The sequence below is a fragment of the Aquisalibacillus elongatus genome, from assembly GCF_003843875.1.
GTDB classification, from domain to species: Bacteria; Bacillota; Bacilli; order Bacillales; family Alkalibacillaceae; genus Aquisalibacillus; species Aquisalibacillus elongatus.
Genome location: NZ_RKRF01000009.1, coordinates 197016 through 216996, shown reverse-complemented (window position 1 = coordinate 216996; position 19981 = coordinate 197016). Strand labels below are relative to the sequence as shown.

The 19981-nt window shown below is 36.5% G+C and carries 22 protein-coding genes and 1 pseudogene; 13 read left to right on the top strand and 10 right to left on the bottom strand.

The genetic code is table 11. The annotated features are described in order from the left end of the window. The first annotated feature begins 5 nt into the window (after window positions 1-5). The 5 genes from EDC24_RS09310 (at window position 6) to EDC24_RS09290 (ending at window position 5002) form a co-directional block, all read left to right on the top strand. Entirely contained in the window at window positions 6-1523 is a 1518-nt protein-coding gene (locus EDC24_RS09310) for an SAP domain-containing protein (RefSeq protein WP_124221913.1), read from the top strand. 79 nt (window positions 1524-1602) lie between these two features. Further along, complete coding sequence (locus tag EDC24_RS09305) at window positions 1603-2856, top strand: phytoene desaturase family protein (RefSeq protein WP_170158532.1); 1254 nt, start codon at window positions 1603-1605, stop codon at window positions 2854-2856. After that, window positions 2838-3722, top strand: a complete 885-nt coding sequence (sigJ, locus tag EDC24_RS09300; protein ID WP_245998089.1) for an RNA polymerase sigma factor SigJ — start codon at window positions 2838-2840, stop codon at window positions 3720-3722. Before EDC24_RS09305 ends, sigJ begins: the two co-directional genes overlap by 19 nt. A 45-nt stretch (window positions 3723-3767) precedes the next feature. Beyond that, complete coding sequence (locus tag EDC24_RS09295) at window positions 3768-4145, top strand: carbonic anhydrase (RefSeq protein WP_124221909.1); 378 nt, start codon at window positions 3768-3770, stop codon at window positions 4143-4145. An 89-nt stretch (window positions 4146-4234) separates the two neighbouring features. Then, window positions 4235-5002: an NUDIX hydrolase gene (locus tag EDC24_RS09290; protein WP_124221907.1), complete on the top strand. Its 768-nt coding sequence runs from the start codon at window positions 4235-4237 to the stop codon at window positions 5000-5002. Window positions 5003-5008: 6 nt separating this feature from the next. Here EDC24_RS09290 and EDC24_RS09285 read toward each other — a convergent pair whose 3' ends face one another. Beyond that, window positions 5009-6505, bottom strand: a complete 1497-nt coding sequence (locus EDC24_RS09285; RefSeq protein ID WP_342769357.1) for a spore germination protein — start codon at window positions 6503-6505, stop codon at window positions 5009-5011. A gap of 163 nt (window positions 6506-6668) precedes the next feature. Beyond that, window positions 6669-7745 (bottom strand): LysM peptidoglycan-binding domain-containing protein, encoded by a 1077-nt coding sequence (locus EDC24_RS09280; protein WP_124221906.1) that lies wholly within the window; start codon window positions 7743-7745, stop codon window positions 6669-6671. A 156-nt stretch (window positions 7746-7901) separates the two neighbouring features. Here EDC24_RS09280 and EDC24_RS09275 point away from each other — a divergent pair, with 156 nt between their 5' ends. Next, window positions 7902-8912, top strand: a complete 1011-nt coding sequence (locus EDC24_RS09275; protein WP_124221904.1) for a LysM peptidoglycan-binding domain-containing protein — start codon at window positions 7902-7904, stop codon at window positions 8910-8912. A gap of 42 nt (window positions 8913-8954) precedes the next feature. On the opposite strand, the gene EDC24_RS09270 is transcribed toward EDC24_RS09275, so the two are convergent. Next, on the bottom strand, window positions 8955-9284 hold the full coding sequence (locus EDC24_RS09270) for a heavy metal-binding domain-containing protein (protein WP_124221903.1): 330 nt from the start codon (window positions 9282-9284) through the stop codon (window positions 8955-8957). Window positions 9285-9496: 212 nt separating this feature from the next. On the opposite strand from EDC24_RS09270, the pseudogene EDC24_RS15310 reads away from it, so the two are divergent. After that, window positions 9497-9862, top strand: a pseudogene (locus EDC24_RS15310) (CAP domain-containing protein); the annotation flags it as partial. A gap of 462 nt (window positions 9863-10324) precedes the next feature. Here EDC24_RS15310 and EDC24_RS09260 read toward each other — a convergent pair. From EDC24_RS09260 to EDC24_RS09250, 3 genes are all read right to left on the bottom strand, one after another. Then, window positions 10325-10672: a DUF6176 family protein gene (locus EDC24_RS09260; RefSeq protein ID WP_124221899.1), complete on the bottom strand. Its 348-nt coding sequence runs from the start codon at window positions 10670-10672 to the stop codon at window positions 10325-10327. A 62-nt stretch (window positions 10673-10734) separates the two neighbouring features. Continuing rightward, a complete protein-coding gene (locus tag EDC24_RS09255; RefSeq protein WP_124221898.1) occupies window positions 10735-11307 on the bottom strand; it encodes a DUF2087 domain-containing protein in 573 nt (190 codons plus the stop codon). 118 nt (window positions 11308-11425) lie between these two features. Continuing rightward, window positions 11426-12361 carry a hypothetical protein gene (locus EDC24_RS09250; RefSeq protein ID WP_124221896.1) on the bottom strand — a complete coding sequence of 312 codons (936 nt, stop codon included), beginning with the start codon at window positions 12359-12361 and terminating at the stop codon, window positions 11426-11428. 149 nt (window positions 12362-12510) lie between these two features. Here EDC24_RS09250 and EDC24_RS09245 point away from each other — a divergent pair, with 149 nt between their 5' ends. Genes EDC24_RS09245 through EDC24_RS09235 form a run of 3 tightly spaced genes read left to right on the top strand, consistent with a single transcriptional unit; the run spans window position 12511 to window position 15640 of the window. After that, a complete protein-coding gene (locus EDC24_RS09245) occupies window positions 12511-13128 on the top strand; it encodes a TetR/AcrR family transcriptional regulator (protein ID WP_124221894.1) in 618 nt (205 codons plus the stop codon). Window positions 13129-13142: 14 nt separating this feature from the next. Then, the gene (locus EDC24_RS09240; RefSeq protein ID WP_124221892.1) at window positions 13143-14042 is read left to right on the top strand and encodes an ABC transporter ATP-binding protein; all 900 of its coding nucleotides are present in this window, start codon (window positions 13143-13145) and stop codon (window positions 14040-14042) included. Further along, on the top strand, window positions 14039-15640 hold the full coding sequence (locus EDC24_RS09235; RefSeq protein WP_245998085.1) for an ABC transporter permease: 1602 nt from the start codon (window positions 14039-14041) through the stop codon (window positions 15638-15640). The genes EDC24_RS09240 and EDC24_RS09235 overlap by 4 nt, the downstream gene beginning before the upstream one ends. Here EDC24_RS09235 and EDC24_RS09230 read toward each other — a convergent pair. Then, window positions 15637-15951 carry a CHY zinc finger protein gene (locus tag EDC24_RS09230; protein ID WP_124221889.1) on the bottom strand — a complete coding sequence of 105 codons (315 nt, stop codon included), beginning with the start codon at window positions 15949-15951 and terminating at the stop codon, window positions 15637-15639. The two genes, EDC24_RS09235 and EDC24_RS09230, sit on opposite strands and share 4 nt — an antisense overlap. A gap of 101 nt (window positions 15952-16052) precedes the next feature. Between EDC24_RS09230 and EDC24_RS09225 the strand changes: the two genes are divergently transcribed. Beyond that, on the top strand, window positions 16053-16613 hold the full coding sequence (locus tag EDC24_RS09225) for a CBS domain-containing protein (protein WP_124221888.1): 561 nt from the start codon (window positions 16053-16055) through the stop codon (window positions 16611-16613). A 109-nt stretch (window positions 16614-16722) separates the two neighbouring features. On the opposite strand, the gene EDC24_RS09220 is transcribed toward EDC24_RS09225, so the two are convergent. Continuing rightward, entirely contained in the window at window positions 16723-17841 is a 1119-nt protein-coding gene (locus tag EDC24_RS09220; RefSeq protein ID WP_124221886.1) for a S8 family peptidase, read from the bottom strand. Between the two features lie 306 nt (window positions 17842-18147). On the opposite strand from EDC24_RS09220, the gene EDC24_RS09215 reads away from it, so the two are divergent. Beyond that, the gene (locus EDC24_RS09215; RefSeq protein ID WP_124221885.1) at window positions 18148-18468 is read left to right on the top strand and encodes a hypothetical protein; all 321 of its coding nucleotides are present in this window, start codon (window positions 18148-18150) and stop codon (window positions 18466-18468) included. On the opposite strand, the gene EDC24_RS09210 is transcribed toward EDC24_RS09215, so the two are convergent. After that, window positions 18455-18901: a YaiI/YqxD family protein gene (locus EDC24_RS09210; RefSeq protein WP_124221883.1), complete on the bottom strand. Its 447-nt coding sequence runs from the start codon at window positions 18899-18901 to the stop codon at window positions 18455-18457. The genes EDC24_RS09215 and EDC24_RS09210 overlap by 14 nt on opposite strands. 109 nt (window positions 18902-19010) lie before the next feature. Between EDC24_RS09210 and EDC24_RS09205 the strand changes: the two genes are divergently transcribed. Then, the gene (locus EDC24_RS09205) at window positions 19011-19490 is read left to right on the top strand and encodes a chemotaxis protein CheW (RefSeq protein WP_245998083.1); all 480 of its coding nucleotides are present in this window, start codon (window positions 19011-19013) and stop codon (window positions 19488-19490) included. A gap of 74 nt (window positions 19491-19564) precedes the next feature. Here the strand turns inward: EDC24_RS09205 and EDC24_RS09200 are convergent, their stop codons facing one another. Continuing rightward, entirely contained in the window at window positions 19565-19978 is a 414-nt protein-coding gene (locus tag EDC24_RS09200) for a FixH family protein (protein ID WP_170158531.1), read from the bottom strand. Window positions 19979-19981: the final 3 nt, after the last annotated feature.

Here is a 19981-nt window from a genome sequence, read left to right as displayed (position 1 = left end):
TAAATATGTATTTGCAAGATATTTTGCCAAAGATGTCTAAGTTATACTTAAACAGAACAGTAGATAGCTTCTTAAAAGATGTAAGAATGGACACAGAGGAAGAAATGAGAGAAGTCATTATTAAGAATGTTGATGAATTTCAAAATAAGGAAAGAGTGAAAAGGAATTTAAACTTTAACTCCTCTGAAAGAGACATTGCCTTGTTAAATGAAATGGTTCTCATGTCACTAATGGATCAGCAAGGTTATATACTTTCTGAAAGTGAAGTTTTTTCAACAGTAGAGAATTTAGAAAAAGAAATTGTTGAACAAAGTAAAGATGAAGAATATATTAAAACTGCTATACCAGAGGAAAGAATGAGAATATATAAAGCTGTATTAATTGAATCGTGGAAGAAAGACGATTCATTAAATGAACATGAGATTAATATCTTAAATGTTTTACGAAAGGAACTTGAACTTTCTAAAAGAGATCATTATTTAATTGAAAGCATAATTGGAAGGTTTCCTCAGAAGAATAACAAGTTACATACTCATAAACAAATAGAAAGAACTTTAAGAGATTTACAATCGAGAGGTATTATTCTTAGATATAGAGATGGGAAATCGTACTATATTATACCGAATGAAATAGCTAGAACAGTTAGATACGAAATGGGAGGAGAATTGAGAAATGAAGTATACGAAACGTTACTAAACGACTTGAATGTAACTCAACTTAAAGTCATTCTAAATTTCCTATCAATAAATGTCGGAGGGAATAAAAAAGATTTAATTCAAAGAATTCTTAAACATAACATTCTTCCTTCTACAGCATTGAAAACGTTTAACACTAAGGAACTGACACAAATTCTTAAAAATTTAGATGGAGCAAAAATAAGTGGGACAAAAGAAGATAAGGTCCAGAATATTATTGATTATTATGAGAACCTTTCAACACCTGAATTTTCTGACCCAACTGACGAGAGATCGAGAATGTACGATTTTTATGAACAATTGGCATCAAGGGACTATAAATCATTGAGGGTTAATAAGGTGATTGAAAAAGATATAAACGTAGAGAGGTATTTTGAAGAAGCAACTCATTATTTAATTCAAAAGAAGCTTGGCATAGAGCCAATTGATATGAAAGGATCCAAACATGCAGACGGGAAAATAAAATACAACCCTAAAGAAGTAGTTCTTTGGGATAATAAGAGTACTGAAAAACCATATGAATTTCCTTCAGAGCATTTTGATCAATTCCTAGGCTATATCAGAACAGAAAAGTCTAGGGTGACATTGTTTCTTATAATAGTTTCAGAATATACCAGAGATGCAATTTCTCAAGCCCAGAAATTAAAAGCATTCTCCGAAGAAGATAGTGATGTGGCAATAATTAAGGCTACAGACCTAAAGTATGTAGCTGAAAATTGGAAGAGTTATTCAAATAATAAGAATCCAAAGTTTAATTTACAAGTTTTTAATTTAACTGGTGAACTGACGCGCAATATATTGAATAGCCGTATGGAATGGGCTTTATAAAATTTTGTTTTATCAAATAATGTCACACATTCCACCTCTTAATCGTCATGTTTATAACATTCGATTAGGAGGCTTTTTTATGAGATATGATGTAGTCATTATTGGCGGTGGTCTGGCAGGATTAGTTGCTGCAAATTTTTTAGGGGGTTGTCATCGTCGAATTTTATTATTGGAAAGAGAAAAACGTCTAGGTGGGCGTGCCAAAACAGACAAAGTAGATCAGTACTATTTTAATTTAGGTCCTCATGCATTATATAAAAAAGGTAAGGCTAAACAGATATTAGATGAACTTGGGGTAAGGATTGAGGGCCAATCACCTGATACTGGGGGAATATTATACGATGGCAGAAGGCGTCTTCAAGCTCCATTTTCTCCAAAAGGTATTTTAACTACGAAACTATTAAACTGGAGGGAACGAATGGAATGGCTTAAAGTCATCTTGCAATTAGGGAAACAAAAAATATCAGATATAGGGCCTGTCACTTATCAAGACTGGGTTAGGAATACGACTGACAACCCTAAAATACAATCTATATTATATACGATTGGAAGGTTGTCGACTTACTGTAATGCTCCAGAACTAACGGATGCACGGGTAATCGTTAATCAATTGCAATCTGCATTTAAAGGTGTCACATATTTAGACAGTGGATGGCAGAAAATGGTTGATCAATTGTATGAAAAAGCTAAATCGAAGGGTGTTGTCATACAAAAGGGTTCCTTTGTTAAACAAATCATACCTAAAGATGACCATGAATTTTTATTGGAAGTAGGAAATCAGCAGATATTCGCAGAACAAGTCTTATATACAGGTGAGCCTAGCAAATTAAACAATTTAATAGATTGTATTAACGATGATATAACACCTGTAAAAGCTGCAGTATTGGACGTAGCGTTAAATCACCTTCCTAAACCCAAATTAACCTTTGCTATGAGTCTTGAGGAAAGTTATTATTACGCTTTACACTCGAAATATGCACAGCTGTCTGAACAATCGAAGGGTTATGTTTTACATGTTATGAAGTATCTCCATCCTGAGGAAAATAATACAACCAAACAATTAAAAGTAGAATTGGAATCGTTTTTAGACATTGTTCAACCAGGGTGGCGTCAATTTTTAGAAACGAGTCGATTCTTTCCAAACTTAACCGTTAATCAGAGGTTACCAGAAGTTTGTCAGAATCAATCCATTAACGATCCAGAGACAACAGTTCCAAATTTATTTATAGCGGGTGATTGGGCATCGAATGAAAGTATATTATCCGAAGCATCGATTAGTACTGGAAAGAATGCCGCTCAAGCAATGATGAATAAATGGCAGGTGAGTTTATGAACATCAGTCAAGATGAGTTTATAGAGTGGAGACCACTTTTATTTTCCATTGGTTATCGAATCCTCGGTTCTGTTACTTATATAGAGGATTTTGTGCATGAGACTTTTTTAAAGATGTATGATGTAGAGGATCAACTGGTTCATAATAAAAAAGCGTATCTCTGTAAGATGATGACGAATCGTTGTTTAGATTATTTAAAATCGGCACAACATACGAAAGAACAATACATGGGGCCTTGGAACCCCGAACCGATTCTGATAGAAAAGTTACCAGCAGATATCGTATTGGAAAAAGAGGGCTTATCTATTGCTTATCTACGAATGATGGAAAATCTAACACCAAATGAAAGAGTGGTTTTGGTATTAAGAGATGTGGTAGGATTTTCTTATTCTGAAATTGCCGATATAGTTGATCTGAAAGAGAACAACTGTCGAAAAATTTATAGTCGTGCTAAGTACAAAATAAAAGAAGTTGAGAATGAAAGTCTAGATTACAGACAGAATCAACAGATTGTGGATCAGTTTATTGGAGCTATACAACATCAAAATATCAACCAATTGCTTCATTTATTATCAGAAGATGTTACCCTGTATTCTGATGGTGGAGGTGAGGTACGTGCAGCTTTACGTCCGATAATATTTAATCAGAATGTTGCTGCCTTTTTGAAAGGAATTTTGAAAAATGCTACTGATGACTTTTATTACGAAATTAAAAGTGTGAATGGCCAACCCGGGATTATAAGCTATATGGATCAACGATTGCACAGTGTTGTTAGCTTCTTTATTATTGATGATATTATTCAGGGAATTTATATAACAATGAACCCAAAAAAATTACCAAACGACTCTGTTCAAGAGAAGAAATAAATTATGTTAATATTAAGTTGAGGAATAAAGAAGGGAGTAAAGATAATGGCAGAGGGTACATTTGTAACAGCAATTAATTGCATGGATGGTCGTGTTCAAGAGCCGGTCATTCAGTGGATGAAATCTAAGTATCAAGTTGATTACGTTGATATGATTACTGAAGCGGGCCCAAATAAGTATCTACTTGATGGGTCAGAGGATCAAGTGGAATCATTAAAAACAAAAGTAGATATTTCTTACAGCAAGCATGGGTCGAAAGTGTTAGCAATCGTTGGTCACCATGATTGTGCTGGGAACCCGATTGATAAAGAGGAAAAAGTAGCTCAAATTAAACAATCCATTCAAAAAGCTAAAACATGGGGATTTGAGTTAGACATTATTGGTTTATATGTAAATGAAAAGTGGGAAGTAGAAGAAGTCTGATGGAGAGCCATCAGACTTTTTTCGTGAAAGATAGCTAGTTTTCTGAAAATGTGCCATAATGAGCTAAAAGTATAGACGGGAGAGTTCTTATGTTTTTTAGAAGAAAAACGTATCAAATTTCCTCAGATCAAATTGAGACATTTAATAACTTTTTTCACCATTATCTCTTACCCAATCAACTCGCTCACGGTGCGAAATTAGTTGGCCGTTGGGTGAATGAAGAGAAAAGTGAGATTATGGCAATGTGGGAGTATGAAAGCAAAGAGCATTATGAAAAGATTGAACAAAAAATTAAACAAACTGAATTACACCAAATGGCACAAGAGAAACGAAAAGGTTTTACATATGAAAGCCAAGAAGATTTTATGTACTCGACTGGTGAGTACCATATCGCAAAACACATTGTGTCGGTAGCTGGTTATATTACAAATGACGAAGGAGAAGTTTTACTCGTTCGTAATGAACATAGGCCTTATACGGCAGAGATTCCAGGTGGTGTTATGGAAGAAAATGAAACATTAATAGAAGCTGTAAAAAGGGAAGTACTAGAAGAAACAGGGGCAAACGTTGATATTACAGGTGTCGTCACCGTTAATCAAAACTTAAGTAGTGGTAATGTGAGTGTGACGTTTAAAGGTAAGTATGTGTCAGGTGACCTTAGAGTAGCTCAAGGTGAAACGAAGGAAGTGTATTTTAAAAAACTTGATCCTCAAAAGTTGGACGAGCTTATTACATCTGAACAATTGCGACAACGGACGTTAGATGCGATGGATGATCATACAGTTCCGTATCAAGTGTACCAGTCGCGTCCGCAGTATCAATTAATTGATCGATTAGAAGCCAAAGGAGAATCCTAAGTCAGCCTAGGATTCTCCTGTTTGTCTAGAGCTATCTTGCGTATTTAAAACACTCGGACGACTTTTATTAAGTGGCATCGGCGAGCGGAATAAGGTAACGTATAAAGCTTTTGCGTTAAACGGAATGAAGGGCCACATATAAGGCGCGTTTAACACTTTGGTTGAGATGAGTAATAATAACCATAAGAAAATAGATACTACAAAACCTATAACTCCAAAAGCGGCGGTTGCTGCTAGAAAAACTAGTCGAGTAATACGATTAGATAGTGAAATTTCATAGCTAGGCATAGCATAGTTGCCTAAAACGGCAATAGCTAAGTAAAGTATAACCTCGGATGTAAACAACCCTACTTCTATAGCAATTTCACCAATCATTAAAGCCGCGATTAAACCTAAAGCCGTTGCCAAAGCACTAGGGGTGTGGATTGCTGCCATTCTCAAGATTTCCACGCCAATCTCCGCTATTAGAAACTGTAAAAATAGCGGGATTTCGCCTTCCTCGTTAACCCCAATAAAACTAAAGTCCTTTGGAAGCAATTCCGGATGCGTTGCAAACAAATACCATAATGGAAGTAAAAATAACCCTGCAAATAAAGCAACAAAACGAACCCATCGTAAAAATGCTCCGACAACAGGTTTTTGTCTATATTCCTCTGCATGTTGTAAATGGTGCCAAAATGTCGCAGGGCAGACCATCACGCTTGGGGACCCATCTACGAGAATGAGGATGTGCCCTTCCATTAAATGAACGCTTGCTGTATCGCCTCGCTCCGTATAACGTACTTGTGGGTAAGGGTTCATGGTTTTACCGAAAATAAACTCTTCTAACGTTTTCTCACCCATGGATAAGTCATCAATGTTGATTTCTTCAATTTTATCTTTTAAACGTTTAACTAATCTTGGGTCTACAACACTATCAATGTAGGATAAACAAACGTCCGTTTTGGATCGTTGTCCAACTTGTAAGTATTCAAAGATGAGTGAACGATCTCGAACGTGTCGCCTGATTAAAGCCGTATTGAAAACAATGGTTTCTACAAAACCATCTCGTGGTCCGCGAACTACTCGTTCAAGGTCAGGTTCTTTTGGAGAACGGACTGGATATTCTCTGGTATCGACTAAGACAGCCTCTTGACATCCTTCAATTATAAAAGCAGCTTGTCCAGACAGCACTTGAACGATGACTTCTTCTAAATCTTTAGTCGTATCTACTTCTTGATGGGGGATAATCGACTGAGTTAAGACTGTCACAGGATTTTTTTTAAAGCTTAGCTCATCAACTTCACTAAGTCGTTTTAATGTTTCAATCATCGCCAAGCCACCGGCGAATCCATCTACGAAAAACATGCCGATTTTTAGCTTGCCATGCTCAATTTTATGATGAATGAGATCAAAGTTTTGCTCAATCCGAAGTTCTTTTTGTAAGTATTCAATGTTTTTACTAAAATGTTTACTGATTGGAATCTGAGTGCCTTCTTTTCCCACAATACCCACTTCCTTCACAATGAACCTCTATTTGCATAGTTTCTCAGTGGATAATTAGATTATGTATTGAAAGAAAATTTAGATTAAATGGTGAAAGAGAGTAGCCTGATTAAAAACGAAAGGGAGCTCTCTCAAAGCTCCCTTAATTAGTCAAGAGATATAAAATGAATAACCTTATATCTTAATGAGGAATAAAAAGCTTTTGACCAATTTGAAGATAAGCACTCGAATCCAAGTTGTTCACTTTAATGATTGTATCAATACTGACTTGGTACTTTTGAGAAATTTCCCATAGTGTATCTCCAGACTTTACATTATAAGATATTGTTGTGGAAGGTATTATTAAATTCTGACCAACCTGAAGATAAGCGTTTGGATTTAGGTTGTTTAAGTTAATTAGAGTTTTAAGGCTTACGCCATATTTGCTTGCAATTCTCCACAGTGAATCACCTGGAAGTACTTGATACATAGCAGGGATCGTTAGCTTTTGCCCAATTTGTAGGTATTTATTTGGATCGATATGATTTAATGTCACAAGGCTATTAACAGATACCCCATACTTCTGGGCGATTGCCCATAGCGATTCTCCTCTTCTGGCATTATGTTTTTGAGTGAAATCAACTCTTGCCCAAGAAAATAATTTACCGGGATCAGTTTTTCTACGTGGCGCATATTCTTCATGTCCTATAATGTGATTTCTATTTCTCTTAATGGCTGGGTGCCGATTTAAAACAACGTCTAGAAGGCTGTTAAGAGAACGATATTGAGCATCTGTAAATCCAATATTAGATGGAGTAATCAAATTGTATGCTTGATTGGATAACATCGACTGCATTTCGTTTTCAGTTCCAATGGCGAGTAATTCGATTCCGATAGAGTGTTCATTCAAGTTGTTTTTGTACCCCGAAAACCTTGATAGTTCCCCTTCACCTGCATGAAAAGCAACTCGGTCTTCGTCGACTAATTGATATACTTCGCCACTTCTTCCGATCATGTAATGAGTGGAAAAACCGTAATCAAGGAAAATGTTATAAATAGAGTTTATATTGTATGGGTCTTGAGGGTTATTGCCTGCATTTGAAATAAAATGAATCATAGCATGAGTGGCTTGGTCTTTTCGTTCTTTTGAGTAATCTGAAGATAACGGCAAATGCAAATCCCTTGTTTGTACACTTGCTTGAATCGTATATGCGTAAGTCGTCCAACTAATCATTACAATTAAACTAAGAAGCATTAGAAACATAGGTTTTAGGTTCATTATGTTAACTCCTATTGCTTTTTATTATTTAGAAGTATTGTCATCGTTAATATTATGAATTATTCATAGCTCTATTAATAACTAATTTGAATAAAGTCTAAACTGTTTTCTAATCATAAAAGAAACCTTTTTAAAAAAGAAGAAAGGACTTTAATAATGAAAAAACAATCTGTCATTATATTTAGCTTGATATTGTTTCTTTTTGTAAACATTGCTCCTGCTCAGGCTATAAATAATCCGAGAAATATATATGAAGTAAAATCAGGTGATAGCCTATGGGAAGTTTCAAATACCTATCAAACGACCGTCCAAAACCTTAAACGAATTAACGGTTTACAGTCTAATTTATTATTAGTCGGTCAGAAATTAAGAGTGCCCATCATGTATGAAGTGGTTAAGGGTGATACCTTGTGGGAGCTTTCACAGTCTTTTAATTCAACCGTTCAATCAATAAAATCAGTAAATGATCTTACTTCAAATACCATTTATGTCGGACAAAAAATCAGAATTCCACCTCAAAAATTAACTATGAATGGACAGTATGTGTTAATGTCTAGAGACGAATTTAGGGATTGGCTGTTTAACCACAAATTCACTAGAGAAATTAAAACTATACAACAGCATCACACATACCAACCCTCTTACAGACAATTTAATGGATCGAATCATTTTGCGCTTTTACGGGGGATGGAAGATTATCACGTCAATGAAATGGGGTGGAGCAATATTAGTCAACAATTGACGACTTTTCCTGACGGTACAGTAGCTGTTGGTAGACCATTTAATACGCCTCCTGAAGGTTCATTTGGTTTGCAAAACGAATCAGTCATGCATCAAATCGAAGCAAATGCATTAGCTATTGAGAATGTGGGAAACTTTGATAAGGGAAATAATCAAATGACGCCTGAGCAAAGGGAGACGATTATTACAGTAACGGCATTATTAATGTTGAGGTTTGGTTTAGTACCTTCGATTGATAGTATTACTTATCATCACTGGTGGGATGTGAATACAGGGGAGAAGGTGTTAGATCAAAGTAAAGGGCATGCCATTAAAACTTGTCCTGGGACAGGGTTTTTTGGCGGCAACTCAACTTCTAACGCAAAAAATCAATTTTATCCATTAGTGGTACAAAAAATGAAAGAAATTAGAAGTTCTATGCAATAATTTAATGGCACATTGGGCAAAAATCCAATGTGCCATTTCAACTTAATTCGAATTTATCTGCTTTAGTTTAACTGCTGTTCCGTAGGCTACAACTTCTGCTGCTCCACCCATGACACTGGATGTGTGTAAACGCATGGTAGTAATAGCGTTTGCACCTTTTGCTTCAGCATCTTGGACCATGCGGTTAATCGCTAAATCTCTTGCTTCATTCATCATTTCCGCATAGCTACCAATTTCTCCGCCGACTAATCCCTTAAAAGCAGCAGTAAAATCACGGCCGACATGTTTAGCTTGTATGGTACTTCCTTTCACGTACCCATAAAGCTCCTCAACCTCATAACCTGGTGCTTGTTCTGTAGTCAAAATCATCATAATGAATCTCCTCCTATTTTTTATTCTTTTAACGCTCAATAACATTATAGATATTTACATTGTACCTAATAATTAATTTTTTTCCTATAATTACTAGCTTATGTTTTAAAACTTGATTAACAATAAAAAAGAAAGGAGAGAAAGGTATGCGTTTATTATCTAGTTTGATGATTTTAGTTTTAGTTGTGCCAATGTTTTTTCAATCAGAAGTTTCGGCACAATCTCCTGAGCAAAAGGTCGCTGAGTTAACAAATGCTGAAAGGCAAGAGCGTGGGAGAAAGCCTTTAACTTACAGTGCAGAATTATCTAAAGTTGCAGAAGCAAAGGCAAAAGACATGTACAACAATAATTATTTTTCCCACACATCACCTACTTATGGATCCCCCTTTGATATGATGAAACAGTTCGGAATTAGTTACCGTACTGCTGGAGAAAACATTGCAAAGGGTCAACCATCAGCCTCCGCAGTTGTGCAGGACTGGATGAACAGTTCAGGGCATAGGCGAAACATTCTGAGTCCGGATTTTAACCGAATTGGTGTTGGTTATTATCAAGGTTACTGGGTGCAAATGTTTGTTTATTCAACGAGTAAATTGCAAACAGATGAAGCACAACCAGCACCTAAAGAGGACAGTTATGACCCAAGTCCGAAACGACCTTCGTGGCAGTATTATACGGTTAAAAAGGGTGATACGGCTTGGGAGATTGCAATTAATAACTGGGTTAGCCTTAGACAGCTCAAAATCTTGAACCCTAAGATTCAAGACTTAGGACAGTTAAAAGTTGGTCAACAAATTAGAGTTAGCGGAAATCAATATGAAGTTAAACCAGGTGATTCAGCTTGGGGAATTGCTCGTAAACATGGTATGAAATTATGGGAATTACGAGAGCTGAACCCGCAAGATGAAAATTTAAATACACTATATGTTGGACAAGGATTATTTGTAAGGTAGAGAATAATTAATGAATGAAAGTGAATCCACAGGAAAGTTAAACCCTTTTAAAAGTCCCCTTGAGTTCTTCAAGGGGACTTCCAAACCTTAATCGTTCATATGGGTTTTGATTCGGTCAGGAATCATCGTAACTTCCAATTTCAAATCGACAGGACTATAATTAGTGTCAATACACTTCTGCCAGTACTCCAAGTGTTTGTGGTCTATCCAGTGATCTGATTCTTCAACTGGTTGGCCATCTTCTCCCTGGATGGAGTACCAATACAAATATTCATGTCCGTGTTCAAATTCTCGAAAAATGTTTTCGACATACATTTTTTCATCTTCAAGCGTTAGTAAAACCTCATCCATATAATTGTTCAAAAAATTTAACCACTCATCTACAAGCTCAGATTTCCCTTGCTTTACTTTAAATTTAGTTAATTCAATATTCATAACATGCTCCCTAAAGATTAATTAGATGATTGTCTAATTAGATTTGTAAAAAAAACAGCTGATTAAATCAGCCATAATTCTCGCGGGTTCAGTTCGTAATAGCCTTTATCTCGTGTCATAAAGTGATGCATGATAAATTCCCTACGAATTGTTGCAAAGTCTTCGTGATACTTTTTAATATGTTCATTAATTTTGGGCTCTGGGTATGATTTACCTGGCTCAAGCCCTTTTATAATATGTTCTAATACAATGAGTCTTTTCTTAAGTTGGGCAGGGATCGATTTTAACTGACCATTGTCATCAAAGAAATTCGATAATACTTTAAGTTTTTCTTCGTCTGAAACTTGGAATTCGGTGTTCATCTCTTCATCTCCTAATTTTGTGATGGCGGATGCCAATAGTGATAATTTACGTTCATTTAAATGATAGTAAATCGTATTTTTATCACGGCGCTGAACGATCACATCAATTTCTTTAAGCTTCGTAATGTGATGTGAAATGGTCGGGGGTGTTAGTCCTAATTTGCCCGCAATCGCTTGCCCGTGTAACGGTCCTTCCTTAAGTAAACCAATAATTCGAAGACGTGTTTTGTCTCCTACTGTTTTATGAAAATTGACTAAACGATCTAATTGCATAATGTCCAACCCCTTATTAGATAATAATCTAATTAGATTATAATCGAACTAGATTTGCTTTTCAATATTTGATCCAAAAAAAAGACCCCCATCATTTTGATAGGGATCTTAATAAGCCTTAGTAACCTTGCATTAACATGATTTCTTCTAATTCTTCGATGGTAATAGATTCACTGTTTTCAGGGTCAATCGTGAATTCAACCCCTTCGTTGATGCTGTTATAGACTGTCTCTGCACTGAATGACATCTTGAATGTTTGACCTGCTTCTTCTACCTCGATATCAGTTGAGAAGCTCATAGATTGAATCTGATCATCTTCAACTGTGAAATTAACGTCAAATGTTTCTAAGTTAATTTCTTCGAGTCCTGTATTAATTTCTTCAATACCTTGGTCAATTTCTTCATCACTCATTGTTTCATCTAAACTTGATACTAAGTCAGCTGTTAACTCAGAAAACTCTTCACTGGTGAAGGTAACCGTGTATTGATTTTCATCACTACTAAAATCTTCTTCACTTTTTTCATCTAGATGATCTTTAAATATTGTCATAGCTTCTTCTTGAATAGCCTCATAGTCTAGTTCGTTAGCTTCAAGTTCAGCCATATCTTCAGAAAGGTCAATCTCAACTACATTGTCTTTGTATTCTTCTGGGATGTTTAGGAACATGCCTAAATTTTCTGCTAGACTATTAGTTTCTAGATACATTTTATAATTTTTCATATCTTGTAACACTGGAATTTGTAGATCAAATGTAAATGGGCTAAAAGCTGCTTTGACATTGATCACCATTTCTTGTTTTTGCTGTTCTTGATCAACACGTTGATCTACGCTTAATTCTGCGTCATTAATTGCTTGTAACACTTGCTCTTCCATTGGATCCTGAGTTTCAAAATCAAAATTGAAATCAATTGTTGTCGTAGCATCATAGCTGGATGCTTCCATCATTGAATTAAAAGTATCAACCGTGACTTCCTTATCACTTTTAGATTCAGAACACGCTACTAAAAACAATGACCCGAGTAATAATACGCTTAAGATGACTTTTTTAAACATAAAACTCCTACTCCCCCTTTTATTATTCACATATATGATAGCACACCTTTTGATAGATATATAGAAAATTTTTGAAAAAAGTTATTGACCATTTCAGTCAATGAGTATAAAATAAAGTTGACCGAACTAGTCAAGAAAGGTGATCTTAAATGATCTTCGAAAATATAAAAGAAGAATCCAAGCAAAAAATTGTTACAGCAGCACTTAGAGAGTTTGCTGAAAACGGATATAATCGAGCATCGACGAATAGCATTGTGAAACGTGCTGGTGTTGGAAAAGGTATGCTTTATTATTACTTTAAAAATAAGTATGAGTTGTATGTGTATTTAATTACACAAAGTTTAGGTGTAATAGAGGAGCATGTTAATAAGCAAATTAACTTAGACGAGACAGACTTTTTTGAACGTTACCGTCAAACAGTGGATATAGAAATGAAGGTTTATATGGAGAACGCAGATTTTTTTAATTTTATGAGTTATGTATTTGTTATGGAAAATGATCATTTGCCCAACGATCTATCAGATAGTATTGAACAGCTAAAGACAGAAGGATTTGGGAGTTTATATAAAAATATTGATCTCACAAAGTTTAGAGATGATATAGATGTTGAAAAAGCTTTGCAACTCATTCAGTGGGCTTTGGATGGTTATCAGCAGCAGTTAATTGAGCGTTTAAAAGGCACTGATTTTTCGAATTTTGAGTTTGAAGTTTATCAAAAGGAATTTATGGAGTATTTAAATGTTTTAAAAACTAGTTTTTATCATTAAAGGGGGATGTTGTGATGAGTGTGTTAAAGGCGAGAGGGCTAACGAAGCATTTTGGTAAAGTGAAGGCATTAAATGGTGTTGATCTTGAGGTTAACGAAGGTGAAGTTTATGGATTTATTGGACCGAATGGTGCTGGTAAATCAACGACAATTAGAATTTTATTAGGTATTTTGAAAGCAACATCAGGTGAGGCGCAAATATTCGGAAAAGATGTTTGGGAAGATGCGGTCGATATTCATAAGCGTATTGCTTACGTACCCGGAGATGTGAATTTGTGGTCGAATTTAACGGGCGGAGAAATCATCGATTATTTTACGAAAATGCGCGGAGCTGAGGTTGACCTTAAACGAAAAGAAGCACTGATTGAACGGTTCCAGTTAGATCCTACTAAAAAATGCGGTACCTATTCAAAAGGTAACCGGCAGAAGGTAGCGTTAGTGTCAGCATTTGCAGCTGATGCAGACTTATATATTTTAGATGAACCAACATCAGGCTTAGATCCATTAATGGAGCGAATTTTCCAGGAGACGATTACAGAATTAAAAGAAGAGGGAAAGAGTGTTTTACTTTCGAGTCATATTTTATCTGAGGTAGAGAAATTATGTGACACAGTTGGCATTATTCGAGATGGAGAAATGATCGAGTCTGGTTCGTTAAAAGAGTTACGTCACTTAACACGTACTATTCTATACGTTGAGACAAAGCAGAAGATAGCTTTAGATGATTTGGAAGGTATTCATAATGCTGTTGTTAACGGGTTATCTTACGAGTTTCAGGTTGATACGGAAAGATTAGATGATGTGATGAAGCACATTAGTCAATCTGGTGTAATAAAAATTGAAAGTGCCCCACCAACATTAGAAGATTTGTTTATGCGTCACTATGAGGGTGAAGTCGGGGGTGTCCAATCGTGAAAGGCCAATTTAATCAAGTCGGGAGTATCCTAAAACTGATTTTGCGCCGCGATCGACTAAGAATTTCCCTCTGGGTGTTAGGTTTTTGGGTCGTTACAATATTAACTGCTGTTGCATTTGAGGACCTATATCCAACTGATAGTGATCGGCAAGAAATTGCTGTAACTATGGAAAATCCTGCTATTACAGCGTTGATTGGAAAGGGCTATGGATTAGACAATTATACTGAAGGTGCTATGATGGCGCATCAAATGCTGGCTTTTACTTTGTTATTTGTCGCAGTCATGAGTGTTCTGTTAGTTATCCGTCACACAAGGAGTGAAGAGGAGGAAGGACGTGTTGAGTTAATACGTGCCTTACCGACAGGGCGTTTAGCCAATCTTGCAGCAACGATAGTCGTCATGGTTATCACTTATTTTGTATTAGCCATCTTGATTGGTTTTTCGTTATTTGCATTAGGTATCGATAGCATGGATTTAAATGGTTCATTGCTTTATGGCATTGCGATGGGAGTTACAGGAATATTTTTCGCTGCAACAACTGCTCTCTGTGCTCAACTGTCCGAGACATCGCGGGGAGCGATTGGGCTTTCCTTTTTAATCGTTGGCGTATCATACTTAATTCGAGCCGTTGGGGATGTATCAAATGAGACCTTATCTTGGTTATCCCCTTTTGGATGGGTATTGGCGAGCGAAGTTTACGTTAACAACTATTGGTGGACGATTGGGTTAACGCTTGTAGTGTCCCTTGTCATTTTGTTTTTCGCGTTTTATTTAAATTCCATTCGTGATCTAGGAGCTGGTTTTTTACCGACTAGAGGCGGGAAGCGACATGCATCAGCTTTTACGAAAAATCAACTAGGCTTGACGATCCGTTTGCAGAAAACATCTATTATCTCATGGGCAGTCGTACTGTTTGTTTTTGGAGCAACTTACGGTTCAGTGCTAGGTGATACTGATACGTATTTTGCTGAAATTGAAATGATGAAAGAAGTCATGGCTATTCAAGATGGGATTCCAATGTCACTTCAATTCGTGACGATGGTGAGCTCGATTATGGCTGTTTTAAGTACAATTCCGGTCATTATGTCACTCAATAAATTGAAAAAAGAAGAAAAGCGGAATCGGACAGAGCAAGTCCTAGCAACTGCTATGTCACGCATTAAGTTTTTAGGTAGTTATTTGATTACGTCCCTATTAGTTAGTTTAATTATGTTAGGGTCAAGTGCGGTTGGATTGGCTTTAGCTGGGGCTCAGACAATGGATGAAGAGACAGCTAGCTTTATGGAATTAATGAATGCGGTTATGGTTTACTTACCTGCTGTTTGGTTAATGGTAGGGGTTGCGGCTGTATTTATTGGACTCGGGCGTCTGAATGGCGTGACGTACGCCTATTTAGGTTTTGTGTTTGTCGTGATTTATTTTGGTGGTGTTTTACAATTTTCTGATACTGTAAAAAATTTATCACCATTTGAACATATTCCTGCTATTCCGGTTGATGATTTTCAGTTTTGGATTTTATTTTCACTAACAATTATTGCGGTAGTTCTTATGATGATAGGTTTAGTTTTTTACCGAAGAAGGGATATAAAAGGTTAAACGCTAAAGTATAAATGGTGATGTAACTTGCAACCTGGATTAAATGATGCTTGGCATACAGGGCACTCGTTTGATGAGTTTAAGTATTCATGAATGGTTAACTCATGTTTACAAACACCGCATAGTATAGCTTTTTCATGAAATAATTCAGGTTGCCAAGTTTCTGCTGTGTGATCGGCTGTTTCTTGATGACATTGATAGCAAGGATAATATTCACCACAGCATCTAAATTTAATGGCGATCACATCTTGAGCACTATGGTAATGCTCGCATCTCGTTTCTTCATCTATGATTTTCCCTTTAATAGTCATTCTTGATCAACTCCTGTTGATGTTCATTATACTTTAAATTGAGTATGTATAAAATCACTCCTTTTGCCAAAATCTAAATCGTAAAAGGAGAGATGTTTTTCATGGAAAATGCAATTAAAAACTTAATGAGTACAAATGTTGTCTCGGTAAACCCGCAACAATCATTAAAGGAAGCTGCTGAGATGATGGTCCAAAATGATATTGGAGCAGTTCCAGTCGTAGAAAATGGTCAAATTCGAGGTATCATAACAGACCGTGACATCACCACTCGTGCAACAGCAATGGGTAAAGACGGAAATTGCACTGTTGGTGAATGTATGAGCGGTGAGTTGACGACAGCTGATGCGAGTATGGATGTTCATCAAGCTGCTCAATTAATGGCTGAAAAACAAATCCGTCGCCTGCCAGTTACTGAAAATGGCCAATTAGCGGGCATGCTATCATTAGGTGATCTAGCCACCCAAAACATATTCCAAAACGAAGCGGGTCAAGCCTTATCAAACATATCATTCCCAGCCCATAACCAACAAGCTCAACAACAAGGCCAGCAAGCAGGTCAACAACAGACGATGCAACAAAATCAGGCACAGCAGGCGCAAATGGGACAACAACAAGCTCAACAGCAGCAACAACAAAATCAGGGACCGCAAAATATGTCATAAATAAAAAAGACTGAACTCAAGTTGATAGAGTTCAGTCTTTTTACTTTTGAGTACTAGTCTAAAAACAAAAAAAGCTGCCCTTTAGACAGAGGACAGCTTAATTTATGTTTTATTGATTGATAGCTTCATAAGATTGCACTAAACCGTGGCCATACTTATTAGCATCTCCAAGATTCTGTGCTGTATCTTGTAGAAGGTTACGCAATTCGACGTTCGATAAATCTGGTTTTTCTGCCCACACTTGTGCTGCAACACCCGCAACATGTGGTGATGCCATGGATGTACCATCATATGAGTCATAATCATTTCCAGGAACCGTGCTTAATACACTGACGCCAGGAGCAGATAATTCAACTGCAGATCCTGTGCTAGAGAAGGTGGCGCGGTTATTATTTTGGTCAACTGCAGCAACTGCAACTGCGGAGTCATATTTAGCTGGGTAACCTACAGTATCATTATTACCTCCACGATTACCATCATTACCCGCAGCAGCTACCACTAATACGCCTTCTTCATAAGCAAGATCAACAAATTCTTCTAACACGGATGAATCTGTAGAGCCACCTAGACTCATGTTAATAACATCCGCATCGTTTTCAACTGCCCATTCAATGCCTTCAGCAATGCCTGAGTAAGAGCCGCTACCATCTTCGTCTAATACTTTGACTGCATATAATGAAGCATCTGGAGCTACGCCAACAACACCAACGTCATTGTCTTGTGCTGCAACAGTGCCAGCTACGTGAGTTCCATGACCGTTTTCATCTGTAAAAGGAGAGTCATCCACAGAAGAATAGCCATCTGCGACGTTTAAATCTTCATGTGAGGCATCAATACCTGAGTCTAAAACGGCTACTTTAACACCTTCACCTGTATGTCCATTATCTTGTGCTTCAGTTCCTTGCACGTGAGGGATACCCCACGGTGTGTCTTGAGAGAAGGCCTGAGCTTCAGCGTTTTCTTCTACGTATTTAATTTGAGGGTGATTTTGTAACCCTTTAGCCTGCTTTTTCGTCAATTCTAGTGTAACAACTGGTAAGGAATTAAATTCATGAACGACATCTTGTTCTTCAACACCAAAGGCTTTTAAAAGACCTTTTTCTGCAGGTCCATCAAATTGAACTAAATACTCATCTTTTTCTTGTGCTTCGGTTTGATCAGCAAAACTTGGATTCATTGGAATTAATAGTAGAAATAATACGGTTAATGCTAGTAGAATTTTTTTCATATTTAGCCTCCAATTAATTTTTTATATAGTAAAGTAGCGCTACTTACTAAACTAGGTTTTATTGGTAGGTCTTGAGGTTAATAATCAATAGGTGCTTTTTTGTGAATTGTTTGAAATATTAACATTTTTCAAAATTGGAAGTAAATAGTAAGATAGTTATAAGGGAATGTTATTTTTGAGTGGCATCATACAAAACATCTATGTCATTAGTTTTGTTGGTTTGGAATTAATTGTATTTTATTGCACTAAAGTGGTAGTATGGAAACGCTTTTGTTGAAAAAAATGTGGGTGAGGTGGGGATAAAGAATGAAAAATAGAATTAGTACGCTCTTATATTTTCTTGTTGTAACGTTGGTTAACTTGTACCCCATATACATATCGATTGCAGTCGTAGGGTTTGTGAATCGTAGTGGACACAATATCGATGGTTGGTTTCAAGTTACAATCTTAGGAGTTGGACTCACGCTATTAGCGATTTTGATTACTGTACCAATTTATTTAATTGCTTGGCAGTTTGGACATAAGTATATTAAAAACTTTCAAACCCGGATGTACACGGCCTTAACGAGTATAGTCATATTAGGTTTGTTTACATGGTATATTTATACGGCTATTAGTCTTTATTAGCAATCGTTTTTAAAAACTGTTTCCTGAATTTTTCTCGGTCGTGATCTGTTAAAGCCTTCGGTCCTTTTGTGCGCTTTCCACTTTTTCGTTCCATGGCACTAGCATAGCGGGTGTGTAGCAGTGTGTCCATTTTTTGAGGTGTATAACGAAATCCTTTATGGTGTAAAATGGTGCATTGTTTAGCGAGAAGTAAAGAAGCTAGGCCGTAATCTTGGGTTATGACAACATCGTTGGATTGAACGAGTTGCATCATTTTATAGTCTGCTGCTTCATTTTCAGAATCAACATAGATTGTTTCAACATGGCTTGGTTCTGGTTGATTGGAAAAATGAGCATAACTTTTTATCAGAACAACTGGTAGGCCTCTTTTTTCGGATTCTTCTATAATAATGTCCTTGACTGGACACGCATCTGCGTCAACGTATATCTTCAAGATTGACCCTCCAAAATTTAGTTAACTTTATTGTAGCATGTCTAACGTGTATTGACGTGCCCCATACGTTAAGGTACGATTTTTAATAAGACAAGTGGAAATAAATCTTTTGAACTATACAAAAGGCGGTGCTGCTATGGAAAAATACGTTGTATTTCGAATGAGAGATGAGTATTTCGGTGTACCGATTCATCAAGTACAAGCAATTGAAAAGGTGACTGATTTTACGAAGGTACCTCAGGCGCCTGAATACGTAAAAGGTATTACGGAACTAAGAGGCGAGGTCACAACTGTTATTGATTTGCGTTCGTTACTTAATATTGGACAAACAGATACAGAGTCTGAAGCGCGTATTTTAATTGTCCACGTAGAAGGTTTAAGAATCGGGTTAATGGTTGATGAAGCAAAAGAAGTGGTGGACCTTGATGAAGAGACAATTGAACAACCACCTCAAATGGTTGGTGGCGTAAAAGAGGAATACATACAAGGTGTTTCAAAACAACAAGATCGGTTGTTAATTTTGGTTAACTTGCAAAAAGTATTAAACGTCGAGCAACTTGAACAAGTAAAAGAAGCTGTTGAAGCATAAAAGGCTATCCCGATTGCGGGATAGCCTTTCTACTTTTTAAGGGGGAGGTAATTCAAAATTCTATATTTCAGTTATTATTCTTCAATGATTTGAAACTCATGTTTAGGCATAACATGTTGTGACTTCGCTGTTACATGAGCGTACATTTCATAAGTGCCTGGTTGATCAAATTGATAAGAGATTTCATAAATGCCGTCCTCTACATGAGTGGCATCAATTTTTTCACTTTCACCTTCATGACCCTTTTCCCAGACTTCAATTGACACTTCTTCTGCATCAGTAACGGGTTCTCCGTCATGCGTAACTTCAGCTTTTAATGTTACTTCACCTAACGGAACCTCGTCCTCAACTAATACGTTTACTTCTACAGGTATTAACGAATCAGCCTGTTCATCATCACTATTATCTTCATGCGATTGGCCATCATCGTTACATGCCGTAAGAATTATACCTAAACCTAAAACTAAAAGAAAAAATACTTTTTTCATCTT